At 47.0% G+C, this 14,410-nt stretch carries 12 protein-coding genes; 10 read left to right on the top strand and 2 right to left on the bottom strand.

Annotated features, from left to right (window positions below):
* Positions 1 to 94 precede the first annotated feature (94 nt).
* Positions 95 to 562: a MarR family winged helix-turn-helix transcriptional regulator gene (locus tag AC2TF5_RS24190; protein ID WP_208920745.1), complete on the bottom strand. Its 468-nt coding sequence runs from the start codon at positions 560 to 562 to the stop codon at positions 95 to 97.
* Between the two features lie 241 nt (positions 563 to 803).
* Between AC2TF5_RS24190 and AC2TF5_RS24185 the strand changes: the two genes are divergently transcribed.
* The 3 genes from AC2TF5_RS24185 to AC2TF5_RS24175 all read left to right on the top strand — a co-directional run bounded on the left by AC2TF5_RS24185 (position 804) and on the right by AC2TF5_RS24175 (position 4,237).
* On the top strand, positions 804 to 2,132 hold the full coding sequence (locus AC2TF5_RS24185) for an MFS transporter (RefSeq protein ID WP_491299646.1): 1,329 nt from the start codon (positions 804 to 806) through the stop codon (positions 2,130 to 2,132).
* A gap of 94 nt (positions 2,133 to 2,226) precedes the next feature.
* On the top strand, positions 2,227 to 2,952 hold the full coding sequence (locus AC2TF5_RS24180) for an ABC transporter ATP-binding protein (RefSeq protein WP_491299645.1): 726 nt from the start codon (positions 2,227 to 2,229) through the stop codon (positions 2,950 to 2,952).
* A gap of 13 nt (positions 2,953 to 2,965) precedes the next feature.
* Positions 2,966 to 4,237: an ABC transporter permease gene (locus AC2TF5_RS24175; RefSeq protein ID WP_491299644.1), complete on the top strand. Its 1,272-nt coding sequence runs from the start codon at positions 2,966 to 2,968 to the stop codon at positions 4,235 to 4,237.
* A gap of 98 nt (positions 4,238 to 4,335) precedes the next feature.
* Here the strand turns inward: AC2TF5_RS24175 and AC2TF5_RS24170 are convergent, their stop codons facing one another.
* Positions 4,336 to 5,613: a BaiN/RdsA family NAD(P)/FAD-dependent oxidoreductase gene (locus AC2TF5_RS24170; protein WP_491299643.1), complete on the bottom strand. Its 1,278-nt coding sequence runs from the start codon at positions 5,611 to 5,613 to the stop codon at positions 4,336 to 4,338.
* A 222-nt stretch (positions 5,614 to 5,835) separates the two neighbouring features.
* On the opposite strand from AC2TF5_RS24170, the gene AC2TF5_RS24165 reads away from it, so the two are divergent.
* The 7 genes from AC2TF5_RS24165 (at position 5,836) to AC2TF5_RS24135 (ending at position 14,402) form a co-directional block, all read left to right on the top strand.
* Positions 5,836 to 7,530, top strand: a complete 1,695-nt coding sequence (locus tag AC2TF5_RS24165) for a two-component system sensor histidine kinase NtrB (protein WP_491299642.1) — start codon at positions 5,836 to 5,838, stop codon at positions 7,528 to 7,530.
* A gap of 307 nt (positions 7,531 to 7,837) precedes the next feature.
* Positions 7,838 to 8,272 (top strand): BrxA/BrxB family bacilliredoxin, encoded by a 435-nt coding sequence (locus tag AC2TF5_RS24160; protein WP_208915847.1) that lies wholly within the window; start codon positions 7,838 to 7,840, stop codon positions 8,270 to 8,272.
* Between the two features lie 100 nt (positions 8,273 to 8,372).
* Positions 8,373 to 9,182 carry an NAD(+) synthase gene (gene nadE / locus AC2TF5_RS24155; protein ID WP_491299641.1) on the top strand — a complete coding sequence of 270 codons (810 nt, stop codon included), beginning with the start codon at positions 8,373 to 8,375 and terminating at the stop codon, positions 9,180 to 9,182.
* A 324-nt stretch (positions 9,183 to 9,506) separates the two neighbouring features.
* The gene (acpS, locus tag AC2TF5_RS24150; protein ID WP_491299640.1) at positions 9,507 to 9,899 is read left to right on the top strand and encodes a holo-ACP synthase; all 393 of its coding nucleotides are present in this window, start codon (positions 9,507 to 9,509) and stop codon (positions 9,897 to 9,899) included.
* Positions 9,900 to 9,936: 37 nt separating this feature from the next.
* Positions 9,937 to 11,157 carry an A/G-specific adenine glycosylase gene (mutY, locus tag AC2TF5_RS24145; RefSeq protein ID WP_491299639.1) on the top strand — a complete coding sequence of 407 codons (1,221 nt, stop codon included), beginning with the start codon at positions 9,937 to 9,939 and terminating at the stop codon, positions 11,155 to 11,157.
* 457 nt (positions 11,158 to 11,614) lie between these two features.
* Positions 11,615 to 12,847, top strand: a complete 1,233-nt coding sequence (locus AC2TF5_RS24140; protein ID WP_491299638.1) for an MFS transporter — start codon at positions 11,615 to 11,617, stop codon at positions 12,845 to 12,847.
* 520 nt (positions 12,848 to 13,367) lie between these two features.
* A complete protein-coding gene (locus AC2TF5_RS24135; protein ID WP_491299637.1) occupies positions 13,368 to 14,402 on the top strand; it encodes a LacI family DNA-binding transcriptional regulator in 1,035 nt (344 codons plus the stop codon).
* The last annotated feature ends 8 nt before the right edge of the window (positions 14,403 to 14,410 follow it).

Here is a 14,410-nt window from a genome sequence, read left to right as displayed (position 1 = left end):
CGCTAACGGAGCGTTGAAAGATGAGCGGGGTGTACTCCTGCAAGCAGTACCAAAACCGGCGAGGATTCCCCGCCGGTTTGGTTTGTGTATTTTTTCACTTACGCAGTAATGGTGACAATTTTTCCGCCTGTTTCCCAAGTCTTTTCAGAAGGTGGATCATTTGATCCTTCTCTTCTTCAGATAACCCGCTGAGTGCAAAATGAATCCGTTCCGCATACTGAGGGTATTGTTCGTTCATCAGCGCTTCCCCTTCAGGAGTCAGCTCGGCATAAATCACTCTGCGGTCCTTAGGACAAGGCCTACGAAGCAGGTACCCGCGGCTTTCTAGTTTGTCGATTACATAAGTGACGTTTCCGCTTTGCAACAGCAGTTTAGCACCAATTTGTTGAATGGGTTGGGGCCCTTTGTAATATAGCACTTCCATAACCGCAAAAGCTGTTGGATTAAATCCTTCGATTTTGCTGCCGGCTACGGCATGCTCACTTACACTTTTAAATGACTTGGCAAAAACCCGATATAGGTGCAATGACAGCTGTGTATCGCGTTCATGTGACAGAATCATGCTTCTTCCCGCCTTTTTGGTCATGCCATAGATTTCTTGAATATAGATTACTCTAATCTTGGGAATAGAAACATGTGATTTATCACAATTAGACTCTATTTTAGTATTTAAAAATAGAAAGGCCTCATTCCATTTCATTCCTCCGGTCGGTACCAACCCCCTTCTCGAGACCGATTCGAAGTTAGATGCTGATCTATATAATTACATTATTGGTGTTAGAAACGACAGGGAGAGAAGAATAATGAATGCAAATCTAGAAGGAACTGTAAAAGGTGGGCTTACCCGTAATCGGAATTTTATGATGCTGATGGCAGCACAGATCATATCTAATCTAGGAGAGTGGTTATATTTAGTAGCCCTTCTGACCATGGTAGGACTCAAGTGGAATGCTACTCCGTGGGAGATTACGGCGATAACGTTAAGTATGGCGATTCCTGTGCTTATCGGCGGTCCGGTGGCAGGAGTCATCGGTGACCGGTTTGACCGCAAAATGCTGATGATTGTCTCCGATCTGACCCGAGCGTTAATTCTGGTAGGCATTCTGTTCTCTGGAAACCTGTGGCAGATTTACGTCCTTCTCGTTCTTAAAGGCATGATGGATGTCCTGTTCTCGCCGGCGAAGAGCGGTAAAGTGAAAGAAGTCGTGCCACCTCAGCACTTGGAGCAAGCCGTGACGATTAGTTCTACGATAGAGCAAATGATGAAGATTGTAGGGCCGGCACTAGGTGGATTGGTAATGGCAGCTTTCGGGATACAGATGTGCTATGTGGTAACTTCCATCACCTTTGTGATATCAGCATTATTTCTGATTGGGGTTCAAGGGAAGAAGAGGGGAGAATCTTCAGATCAGTCAGCCACTGCTTCAGAACCTGCAACCACGTCCCATGAGAAAAAGACGTTCCTGCAAGACATCAGCGCCGGTCTATCCGTCATTTACAGTATGCCGCTTCTTCTGAGTGGCCTCATTACTCTATGCTCTGTCCTGCTGGTGCTTCAGATGGCGGACACCCAGACGGTGACGCTGTTCCGAATCATTCCTGGTGTTTCCGATGATCTTCTGGGGTACTGCATTTCAGCTAGCGGATTCGGTACACTGCTCGCGGTAATCCTCGTCCGTAAAATATCATGGAGTACGCTGAACAAAATGGGCGTCGGAGCGGCCGTAACAGGTATTGTGTTTGCTTTATCGGCAGTAGCCGTTTTATCTTCTTTGCCGGAAATGATAGTGTACGTGGTTCTTTTTTCTGCGTTCTTCCTGGCTGGAGCAGGGGGCGGATTCGTATTTATCCCGTTTCAAATACTGCTGATGAAGCGGACTCCTGAACATATGACAAGCCGTGTGTTCGGCACAGTAGGGAGTCTTACGAGCGCAGCCGTCATTGTGGGACCGATGCTTGGAGGTATGTTGGTGACGATGTGGGGACCTGTTCCCACATTTATCATTTCAGGTTCGGGGACTGCTCTTTTAGGCATTACGCTGCTGGCGTTAAAAGGACGGATCGAACAGAGAGACCATTCTACCACGAGTGAAAGAAGCCCGACTCAGGCAGTTACAGAGTCATCACTTTAAACTTTGGGTGTAACCGATAATCCTCTCCTGCGTAATAACTAGAAATACTTTATTATGAAACCATAGATTAACAATATGGGTAGGGGAGAGGCATATGATAGAGATCGACAAACAACATCGGCCATCGGTGCTGGAGGTAGATATTGAGAAAGCTGGTTATGAACCGGGACGTCCCCGGATTCATGATGTGCATTTTCAAGTGTCTGCAGGAGAGCTGCTTGGATTGATCGGACCGAATGGAGCAGGGAAAAGTACAACCATCAAGACGGTCATGGGCTTGCTCAAAGATGCCAAGGCTGCAGTAAAGATCGCGGGTGATCCTCCTAGATACGCATATGTGCCTGAACAACCGTTCTTTTATGAAGATTTAACGCTCTGGGAGCATCTTGACCTTGCTGCGGCAGCCTTTGGGCTGGAGGAGGAGCGTTTCGAGGAACAGGCAAATCGTCTGTTACAGCAGTTCGGTATGGATCATGTCCGTGACGGGCTGCCTGGTGGGTTTTCCAAAGGGATGAAGCAAAAAATGATGCTGATGATCGGGTTTATGGCTCAGCCGGATATTTATATTGTAGATGAGCCTTTTATCGGTCTTGATCCCCGGGCGACCAAAGACTTTCTGGAGCTACTAAACCAAGAAAGACAGCGGGGAGCAGGTATTCTGATGTCTACCCATGTCCTGGATACTGCCGAGAAAATTTGTGATTCCTTTGTTCTCATCTCAGGAGGCCGTGTTACTTCCCAGGGAAGCTTGAACGACATCCGCAGCACCGCCGGGCTGCCGGAGGGATCGTTGTTCGACTGCTTCGATGCCCTGACATGAGGGAGGTACGAAATTGAGAGAGACGATGAAAATACGACGAAAATCACGCATCCTCCATCCGCGGCAGCTTTTTAGACGAAGAGTGCTTAGCCATTGGAAACATCAGCTTTCGGTTATAAAATCGGTGGCCGATTGGACCGTCATGTTGTACATATTGATACCAGGTCTGCTCCTTGGGGGTGGACTTTATATGGAGCTGTGGAATTCGCCACTTCCGGCGTGGGTGGAATGGATTCCGCAGCAGGTTGCCGCAGCTGCTCTACTGTTTATGTTCTCGGGCAATGTTCTGCTGTTTGTTGAGGAAGGCGACATGCTGTTTCTAAGACAGCAGCCCCGCTGGATGAAAGGGCTTATGTTAAGGGGAATGGTCTACAGCATAACGGTAACCACCCTAAAAGGTTTGCTGTTCCTGCTTATTGCTCTGCCATTTCTGTACCGGGGATTTCAGCTCGATGTCTGGACTTTGATTGCATGGGGACTGTTAGCCGCCGGAACCGCTTGGTGTACCAATTTAATGGTTCAGCGAATCCGGGTACGTTTTCTAGGCTTCAAAAAATGGTTATTCTCCAATTTCATGAGATGGTTATCCTATGCCTTCTACCTGACTATATTTACACTTCTGCCGGGTATGCCGGCATCTGCTGCTGTAACAGGACTGCTCTTGATGGCAGTGGCTGTGCTCCTTATGCGGCTTCGTCTTTCCATGCAGGGAAGCTTTACTGCTGATACGAGGGAAGACGCCCGAATCCGGTTGTGGCTTACGGACATAATGCTCGTCCAAGCGGTGGGCAAGCCTCCCCGGATACGCAGTAAGGCATGGCTATTCCGTAGATCCCGCCGGATTTACCGGTCTAATGCTCCGGAAAAGCGGTTTGCTGGAGCAGGTGTCAAAGCCTTTCTCAGGAATCCGGAAAATCTGCTGCTCTATGTCCAATTCTCTGTTGTTGCTATTCCGGCTGTTCTTTTTCCGCCCATTGTTATCAAACTGATTATGTACGGAGCTCTGATGCTTCTTGTATCTTATCTGCTGCGTATCAAATGGACCGCTTTTGCGGAAGCAGAGTTCTCATTGGTTCTTCCATTCAGCGGCACACAGCAGATGTCTGCTGGTACTCTGGCAGTCCGTACATTAATGCTCATTCCGGCATTGATCATCTCGCTAGCTTTCAGTTTCTCGATATGGCCGAACTGGATTGGTCTACTGTCGGCGGTTCCACTGACTCTGATATCTTCTTTTTCTGTTCCAATACTATTTTCTCTGCCATCATTGAAGCGAAAATATTAAATTAGTAAACTTTACGGATTGATTCCGTTTAAATGAACAAGACGCGCCTTCCTCCGCTTGTGCGGACGTAAGGCGCGTCTTTGTTTTAGAGATAAGAGTCAGCTGCGAAGCATGGATGCTGTCTCAGCGGCATGTTTGCCTGCCGTGTAACCGGTCGAGAAAGCGGCAGTAATATTGTATCCGCCCGTGTAACCATGTATATCCATCACTTCACCACAAAAGAAGAGGCCTGGCATAAGTTTCGATTCCATCGTTTTGGGCTGAATCTCTTTAAGGCTCACACCACCCCCGGTTACGAACGCTTCTTTCAATGAGCGGGTGCCGCAGGCACGGAAGAGAAATTTCTTCAGGACGGCAGCGAACGCAGAGACAGACGTTTTGGACAAACCGCTGCAGACCGTATCTTCGTCAATTGTGGCTTTGGAGAGTAGAAGAGGAATCATACGTTCCGGGATCCATCCTTTTATGGCGTTTTTAACAGCTTTCTTAGGTTCTTGTTCCAGTCGTTCTTTAAAAGCCAACTCTACTTCACTAAGAGTAAGGTCCGGAAAAAGGTCGATGGCCAGATCGACATTGACAGTATCGAATTTACGCTGGACTTGCCGGATAAACTGGCTGCACCGCAGTGCGATGGGTCCTGAAACACCGAAGTGCGTAAACAGCATATCTCCCCTGTGAGCAATGACTCTTTTGCCTTTAGGGTTCCAAACGGACAACTCCACATCTCGTAGAGAAAGTCCTTGAAGTTCTTTTGAAGCGATCCATGTCTCGGTGGATACAATCGGCACTTCTGTCGGATATAGTTCTGTTATCGTATGTCCTGCTGCGGTGGCCCAGGGATATCCATCGCCAGTGGAACCGGTCTGAGGGACGGATTGTCCTCCTGTAGCAATGATAACGCAAGGTGATTTATAAATTTTGCCCGATTTCAATTCGATTCCCGTAGTCTGCCCGTTTTTATATAAGATACGCTCGACAGGGCTGTTAGTCTTGATATCCGTTCCGAGCTCTTTTACTTTGCCGACCAGAGCGTTGACCACGCTTGATGCCTTGTCCGAAACGGGGAACATTCGGCCGTTGTCTTCTTCCTTCAATGGGATCCCAAGTCCTTCAAAAAAGGACATAATATCACGGTTGTTCCAATGCTGAAACGCACTATATAAAAATCGGCCGTTTCCCGGAATATGGGCGATCAGCTCATCGGTTTCCTTAGCATTGGTGACATTGCAGCGTCCGCCCCCGGAAATGCCTAACTTGCGTCCGAGCTTGTCTCCTTTATCAATAAGCAGGACGGATGCACCCCGTTCGGCAGCGGCTACACAAGCCATAAGTCCAGAGGGGCCTCCCCCTACAACAATAACATCGTAATGTGACATGTTTGTTCATAGCTCCTTTGGGGGTTCTAACTTTTTGCACACCTACTAATACATAACGTCTATTATAAACACATTTCACGCATATCCCAAACCTTTGAGTCTAGGGCTGAAGTCATGATAATCCTTTTATCTCGATATAAATTTACAAGTATTGTAATCTTATGTCGCCTGTGATTTAATCAACAATATCAGAGGCACTGATCAATTGGGGTGATGACGCGTTTGTTGAATGCATTGAAGGACATTTTGCTGCAGATCATGCTGTCCGGCTTGTTTACTTTTCAAATTCCACTGCTATTTAGTAAACATCTCAAGCCGCATGGCACAGATGATAGACTGCAATACCGAAATCTTGTTGTGATAACCTGTGCGATCAGTATTTTGCTCTGCTTCGGTCTATCCGCAACTTATAAAGGTATGATGATCAACCTGAGTATTCTGCCGCTGTTTGCAGGTATTTTATATGGCAGCAGAACGGCCGGCTTGCTATTATCACTTCTTAATATTGCTTGTCACGAGCTTATTTACGGATTTTCCATTTCCGGAATGGTTTTTCATACGGGCCTTCTTGTATATCCTCTTCTGTTCTTATTCTCTGCCCGATTTAAACGAAGTAACATAATGGAGAAAATAGGATGTCTATGGACAGGACTCATACCTGCTCTGATTGTCATCGTAGCTTTCCCCATTTTAGAAGGCGGGATCAGTAACACCTCACACAATTCAGAAACAATCCTAATGACTCTTTTATATGTTCTTCTCAGCATTTTTAATGGAGCACTTCTTATTTATTTTATCGAATTAATGTATAACCGACTTTTCATTGATCTCCCGGAAGAGTTTGACTCAGAAAAGACTTTGCTGCAGCAATTAATCGACATGGTGCCTTTGGGAGTGGCTGTTGTGGACAGGAAAGGGAATATCGCCATGCTGAACGAACAGCTGGTTATTAACTACAAGCAGACGCATCCTCATCTCAATGGTGATGATATGATCGGCCGGGCTTTTTATGGGATATTTGAGGGAAGCACGCAGCAAGATTATTTGAAACGCAGAATTGTTCAAGCCCTTCAAGGATTTCGTTCTATTGGAGAGATTGTACGCAATGGTATGAATGTATACTCAACAGGAGTCTTTCCGCTTTTTAATGAACGAACACAGCAAATCGAAGGCGCAGTAGCGATCATACATGATATTACTGAACTGGAGAAGCTTAAGAGTGAGTTCATAAATATTGAACGGCTTAGCTTGGTCGGACAGATGGCTGCCAGCATTACACATGAAATTCGAAATCCCATGGCCGTTGTAAGAGGCTTTCTTCAATTGATGAAAGAGAAGAGCCCGGATACGTTAGATCATTATTACCGGATCGTGATGGAGGAGCTGGATCGTGCCAATGGAATTATTAGTGATTTCTTATCTTTGGCTCAGAACCGGATTGCTGAAAAGGAAGAATGCCATCTCCATGATATCATCCATGAACTGAGTCCTCTGCTGTGGGCGGATGCCAATCTTCGGGGACAGAGCATTGATCTGAGACTGAGCAGCAATGTTCCGAGCCTTTATCTCAACTCTAAAGAGATGAAACAGCTGATCTTAAATCTGTGCCGCAATGGCATGGAAGCTATGGATGATAAAGGAGTGCTGACCATCGAGACAGGCCTGACCGGCGAGAAAGTGGAGCTGCGTGTGAAAGATACGGGGCCAGGCATTCCCAAAGATAAGCTGGATCGCCTGTTCGAGCCCTTTTTCACAACAAAGAGCAAGGGAACGGGATTAGGTCTCGCTCTCTGTATGAGCATTGCACAGCGCCATCAAAGTACAATCTCCGTGCAATCGGAGGAGGGAGCAGGTACTCTATTTATAGTCTCCTTTCCGATAGCTGACACGGATAAAGAACCTTTACTAAAGCCATAATAAGGCGAGAATATCGGTAAAGGAGGTCATGGAATGAACAAGAATGATTCCAAACAGCAGGAACAACAGAAGCAGGAAAATAAGCACCGCAAGGGTGAACCCATTAAAGACAAAAAGCTGGATGGTGTTAACCATCCTTCAACCTAGACGTTGGGCGATTAAATAAACAGAACAGGGCGGAATCCTTTTACGGATACCGCCCTGTTTTCTGCTTATCTTGCTTTCATCCATTGGGATTGTATAATATAGAATAGCGGAAAGCAGTTATTATATTTGACAATTTGTTTATATAAGGAGTGAAAGCAGCATGGGTATGTCTTTTGACCGATATATGCGTGATATGGTTCAACCGATGAGGGATGAACTGACGGAACTGGGTATCCGGGAATTGAAAACACCGGAAGAGGTAGAGGAAGTACTGCCAACGGCGAAGGGTACGACCCTTGTTGTTGTCAATTCGGTCTGCGGATGTGCTGCAGGTCAAGCGCGTCCGGGTGTAGCTCACGCGCTCCAACACGAAGTGAAGCCTGATCATCTGTGTACGGTTTTTGCCGGCCAAGATAAGGAAGCAACAGCGAAAGCACGTGAGTATTTCGCTCCATATCCGCCTTCTTCACCTTCAATTGCTTTATTGAAGGATGGAGAACTGGTACATTTTATCGAGCGTCATCAGGTAGAGAATCGTTCTGCTGAAGAAATTGCAGCGGATCTCACGGATGCGTTTGATCGTTACTGCCGGTAATCGTCAGTGATCATTAGGTCCCGGAGCATTCGGCAATATCCGAAGCCTCGGGGCTTTTATGGTTCATCCGCCGTTGTTCATTATGAAAGGAGTCCTGGATATGAGCTTACAAGAACAAATCATTGCCGAGTTAGGTGTGAAACCTTCCATAAATGTGGAGCAGGAAGTAAGAAAACGGGTCGACTTTTTGAAATCATACGTTAAGGATTCCGGAGCATCCGGATTGCTGATTGCCATTAGTGGTGGACTGGACAGCGCTGTGGCAACTGGGCTGTGCAAGCTGGCTACGGATGAGCTTACGGAGGAGCTAGGCAAGGAGTACAAAACTCTTGGCGTGTTTCAACCATACGGGACACAAGCAGATATTGATCACAGCTATGAAGCGGCTAAAGCATTTGACCTTAAATACACGGTGGAGACAAACATCGAGGATGCGGTGAACGAGGTTGCGCTTGAGGTGGAGCACGGATTGAAAAATATTGGGGTTCACCAGCATATTAGCATTCCCGGCAAGGGGAATGTGAAGGCTAGAATCCGGATGGTTGTGCAATATGCGTTGTCGTTTGAGCAAAATTTACTCGTTGTCGGTACGGATCATGCCTCGGAAGCGATCACAGGATTCTATACCAAGTGGGGAGACGGCGCCGTTGATATTACGCCGCTCAGCACGCTGAACAAGCGCCAGGTTGGGCAGCTCGGCTCTTATCTGGGTGTGCCTCAGTCGGTATTGGATAAAGCACCTACAGCAGGCCTGTGGGAAGGACAAACCGATGAGAAAGAACTGGGCCTTAGCTATGAGGACAATAGTGATTACCTTGAGGGCAAGGAAATCGCTCCTGAAGCCCGCGAGAAATTGGAGAGCTTTTTCCGTAGATCAGCACATAAACGAAACGCCATTCCGGGAATCTAATAGAGGTTGTTCAAAAAGTCCGCTTTTGATCACGAAGTGAATCAGGAAGTGGGCTCGGCATCGAATCTTGAATTCAGCCGGTTCTTCCGGTGCTCACGTACCCAAAGCGTACGCTCCGCTCCTCAGCCCCTAGCTTCATCCAACCTTCTCGGTGCTGAAAACCGACCTTTTTGAACACGCACTAATACCGATTCCCGACCGAGGCCCCGGAAGATATTCTTCCGGGGTTATTTGTGCTGACTCTCGCGTAGATAACGGGTGACTGTTACAATAGGAAAGTATGTATACATGAAGACCGGATTTTGAAGGGAAGGAGCGATAACAGTGATTTACGGAATCGGACATGATGTGCTCGAAATGAGGCGTGTTGCCTTGTTGATGGAAGGCCCTCACGGCCAAAAGTTTATGGAACGTGTCCTGACAAGGGCAGAACGTACTTTAGCTGAGAACAAGGGTGGAAGACGCACGGAATTTGTTGCCGGACGTTTTGCAGCAAAAGAGGCTATAAGTAAGGCTTTTGGCTGCGGAATTGGGAGTTTAATCGGCTTTTGGGATATAGAGATACTGCCTGATAAGCAGGGAAAGCCAGTTGTCACGTTATCGGCTTCGGCATGGTCCCGTTTGGGAATTAGCGAACCGGATCATTATGCGCTGCATTTGACCATATCACATCAGACTGAGCTAGCATCTGCTTTTTCGGTCGTTGAGAAGTTATAGGATGAGCAAGGTTTACAACAAAAGGAGATAACAGCACATGAATAACATAGAGCAACAGCTATTTTTCAGCCGGGAGCTACTGGACTGGTACGGACATAGCAAACGGGATTTGCCGTGGAGGCGGCACCGTAATCCGTACTACATTTGGATCTCGGAAATTATGCTGCAGCAGACCCGGGTGGATACGGTTATACCTTATTTTAACCGGTTTATTGAAAGGTTCCCAACGGTAGAGTCGTTAGCTGATGCACCGGAAGACGAAGTCCTTAAATGCTGGGAAGGGTTAGGATATTATTCACGGGCTCGTAACTTGCAGTATGCTGCTCGTCAGGTAAAGGAGCAGTATGGCGGAATCATGCCGAGTGGCAAGGAGGAAGTGTTCGGGTTGAAGGGAGTAGGCCCGTATACGGCCGGAGCAATCCGGAGCATTGCCTTTAACATTCCGGCACCTGCAGTGGACGGTAATGTGATGAGAGTGCTGTCCCGTTATTTTTTGATTGAAGAAGATATTATGAAGGGAAGCACCCGTTCACATATGGAGGATCTCGTTGTCCGTTTGATCCCAGAAGGAAGAGCATCTGATTTCAATCAAGGATTGATGGAGCTCGGAGCACTCGTATGTACACCAAAATCTCCGAAATGTCTCACCTGCCCGGTAATGGAGCATTGTACTGGTCGTCTCGAGGGGAAGGAGGAGGCACTGCCGATCAAGACCAAGGCCAAACCTCCCCGCCCTGAGTATCGGGTGACAGCGATTGTTGAAGGTAAGGATGATCATGCAGGGAAGGTATTAATTCGTAAGCGCCCGGCAACCGGTCTACTAGCTAGCATGTGGGAGCTGCCCCATGTGTCCGTATCGCCTGAAGGAGGGGCAGCACTCGTCTCTCTGCCGGACGAAGCTGCTATGGACAGGCTTGCCGGAGAGCTGAAGGGTGAGGGGATCCCGATTACACCGATCGCTCATTTTATGAACGCCGAGCATACGTTCAGCCATATTCATTGGAACATGCGTGTATTCCGCTGTCAGTGGCGTGATATAGGGATAGACCAATTGTACGCTGCTGAAAGTGCAGCTACTTATGAGGCTGGCTTAACCCTGGTAGGAGCGGCTGGTAAAGATTCTGATAAAGATTCTGATAGAGATTCTGATGGAGACACTCCATTCCGCTGGATTTCATCAGATGATATGGAATTTTACGCTTTTCCGAATGTATTCCTTCGTATATTAAATCAATATTTTTCATCCGTGCAGAATTAACATAGTTAGGAGAGGACATGGTAGGCAGCAGGGGGCCCAAAGTTGATATGTCTAACATCTGAATGGGCTGCTGCCATGATCACATATGATGTGATCAGTAATGATGTATGTTATACAACATGGGAGAAGAAACATGTCTAGACCTACTGATATTGTTGTAGATTATACAAAAATTCCTCCCAGGGAAGAGGAAAATCAATGATTTCCTAGCCTAATTATTGTATTCCCTACAACAATCCAGCTTTAGTCGCTGTATGACGAAGTAAAGTTGCATTCTGTACAACATTGGCACTGCGCGCTGCTCCCAGCGCGCGGTGTGTAGTTACATGACGGTGGTCGACCCCAAATCCTGTTGGATGATATGAAAAAGTTATTCCACAGGCAGGGAGGGTTATATTGCCATGTCCTTTAACTTACTTAGCCAACGTGACAGTTAATTTTGGGGAGAGTGGTACATATGTCTGGATGGAAAAACCCGTTACTGTACATATTCGGAATTGGCGTGTCCAATCTGGGAAACTGGATTTACTTGGTGGCCATAAACCTATTGGTATTAAGAATAACCGGCTCACCGGCCGCAGTAGCTGGTATGTTCATTATCAGGCCACTGGCTGTACTGCTCATAAACTCCTGGTCTGGCAGCATCATAGACAGGGTTAACAAGCGGAAATTAATGATAGCAGCTGATTGTATAAGGGGTCTGCTGATTTTTATTATCCCTTGGCTGGATTCAATATGGGCTATTTACAGCATTATGTTTTTAATCAGCATCACCGGTGCGTTTTTTGGTCCGACTTCCATGACGTACGTTACCAAACTGGTGCCACCGGAGAATCGCAAACAGTTTAATTCCTGGTCCAGCTTCACAACTTCGGGCGCCGCGCTCCTCGGACCGGCAATTTCCGGTCTGCTTATTATGTATACGGATATTCGTGTAAGCATTATCATCAATGCGATTTCGTTTTTCGTTTGTGCGCTGGTGATCTACTTTCTGCCGGACGTGGATCAGGAGGATGATGCTGTGAAAATAAGTGATAGGATCAACCTGCGAACGATTATTCGGGATTGGAAACGGGTTATTAGCTACGGTAAATCAGCTAAATACTTCATTCTCATTTATTTATTGTTCCAGTCGGTTATGATGATCAGTTTTGCTTTGGACTCTCAGGAAGCGACGTTTATCAAGCAGGTGATACATTTGGATGACCGAGATTACGGATTGCTGATCAGCGTGGCTGGCGCCGGATATTTAGCCGGTTCCATGGTTGCCGCACTGACCTCCCGGCGGATGTCGTTACGGATGTTTATCAGTCTGGGGGTTCTGCTCTCTAGCGTAGGATATGCGATGTTTTATTCTGCTTCCGGCTTTGCCATGGCGGCATTAGGATTTATCGTATTCGGTTTTTTCTCGTCTTTCGCGAATACCGGTTACTCCACGTTTTTTCAGAATAGCGTTCCGGTAGAGATGATGGGCAGATTTAGCAGTACGACGAGTCTTATGGAAGGGATTGCCCAAATCCTGTTAACTCTTCTTTTGGGCTTTGCGGCAGAGCTGCTGTCGGTTCAGTACGTGTGTCTGATTGGAGCGCTCCTTGCGGCTGTCATTTCCACTTTCCTGTGCTTCGTGATATATATTCCGTCAAAAAGCTCTCATTACGAGACGAAAACATCAAGCACAAACGTTGCGTAAATCTCAGCAATTCGAAGATGAACAGAGCCGCCGTCACTTCGGTTATTACGCTCAACCGCGTAAATGACCGGAGTGTTTTTTTTATAGTCGAAAAAACGGACATTTTTCATTTATTTCAATGTGGCCGATTGCCATGACGCCCTGTCTAATGAGCGAGTTGCCGAAGCTATGGTTATAAGGAAGTACCGAGTCTGAGACAGTATATCAAGGAGCTGGAGATGAAGATCCAGGTTCAATAAGTGGATGGAAAAGTAAAGGTATCGCCCAGTTCTATATATAAACGATGAAATCACCTCGCTGTCATTTTGCAAAGGAGGTGATTTTGTTTCATTATGAGTGAAACGAAATCATGTTTGTTTCACTAAAACACAAGTAGATACCCTGTTATTTTCATGATATAAAAGAATTCAAGCCGAAAACGACTTTTCTCTTTACGATTCGACAGAAATATGCTTTAATATGAATGAACATCGTTTCATTCGTTTCAGTATTTGTTTCATGTAGTATCAGGGGGGATTTCGTGGCCAACATCAAGGATGTCGCAAAATTGGCTGGCGTATCTCCAGCAACCGTATCAAGAGTGTTATCGAATAAAGGTAATACCTCGGAAGACGTCCGGGCAAGAGTCCAGATGGCGATTCGGAAGACGAACTATGTTCGTACCGGAGGCGCCAAGCCTCTCATCGCCAGCAACAGGACCATTTGCTTGACCATCGCCCGGAACTCGACGCATATCTTCGGAAACCCGTTCTTCGACAGCGTGCTATACGGGGTATCGAGCGCTGTTGAGCAGCATGGCATGGATTTGCAGCTGGCGGTGTTCCACAACGTCGATCGGCAGATCGAGAAATGCTTGCAACTGTACAAGCAAAACAAGGTCGATGGGTTTATCTTGACCGGGATTTTGTCGGCTGACAAGGATCGGCTACTGCGAACCTTTCATGAGGAGCATATTCCGTTCGTCATTATCGGCCGCACGTTCCGCCATGACGTATTCTCCGTCCATAACGATAATATGCGGGACGGATACATGGCCGCCCGGCATCTGATTGACACCGGATACCGGAATCTCGTTGTATTGACGCAGGACACGCAGTTGGATGTTTTCGCGGCGAGAATATCCGGTTATAGCCAAGCAGTACAGCAAGCCGGACTGGACGCGAGCCCCGAGCGTATCGTTCAGGCGGGACCGGAAGAAGAGGATATCATGGATGCGCTGCAGCATCTCCTTGATGAAAACATCGCCGTTGACAGCGTCATCACGATGGACAGCGTCATATCGCTTAGCGTTTTGAAGTTCTGTCAGCTGAAGGGTCTGCGCGTTCCGGAAGAAGTGGGGATACTCGGATTCAATGACGCCCCTTATCTGGTCAAGGTATCCCCGACATTAAGCTGTGTGGAGATGAACGGGGCCAACCTGGGGGCGGAAGCGTTTCATTTGCTGAACGAGATCATGAATGAACCGCAGACGATGAGTCTCAAAAAAAACGTGACGATTCCATCTAAGCTAATGATTCGTCAATCGACCACAAGAACTTCCTTGCAGGTCAGATAGAGGCACTC

The organism is Paenibacillus sp. JNUCC 34, assembly GCF_058269055.1.
This window is presented reverse-complemented; position numbering and strand designations above follow the sequence as displayed.

Bases quoted from the DNA above. Each gene is read 5' to 3' on its own strand.
- AC2TF5_RS24190 (WP_208920745.1), bottom strand. From the start codon at position 562: ATGATTCTGTCACATGAACGCGATACACAGCTGTCATTGCACCTATAT.
- AC2TF5_RS24185 (WP_491299646.1), top strand. From the start codon at position 804: ATGAATGCAAATCTAGAAGGAACTGTAAAAGGTGGGCTTACCCGTAAT.
- AC2TF5_RS24180 (WP_491299645.1), top strand. From the start codon at position 2,227: ATGATAGAGATCGACAAACAACATCGGCCATCGGTGCTGGAGGTAGAT.
- AC2TF5_RS24170 (WP_491299643.1), bottom strand. From the start codon at position 5,613: ATGTCACATTACGATGTTATTGTTGTAGGGGGAGGCCCCTCTGGACTT.
- AC2TF5_RS24160 (WP_208915847.1), top strand. From the start codon at position 7,838: ATGGGTATGTCTTTTGACCGATATATGCGTGATATGGTTCAACCGATG.
- nadE (WP_491299641.1), top strand. From the start codon at position 8,373: ATGAGCTTACAAGAACAAATCATTGCCGAGTTAGGTGTGAAACCTTCC.
- mutY (WP_491299639.1), top strand. From the start codon at position 9,937: ATGAATAACATAGAGCAACAGCTATTTTTCAGCCGGGAGCTACTGGAC.
- AC2TF5_RS24140 (WP_491299638.1), top strand. From the start codon at position 11,615: ATGTCTGGATGGAAAAACCCGTTACTGTACATATTCGGAATTGGCGTG.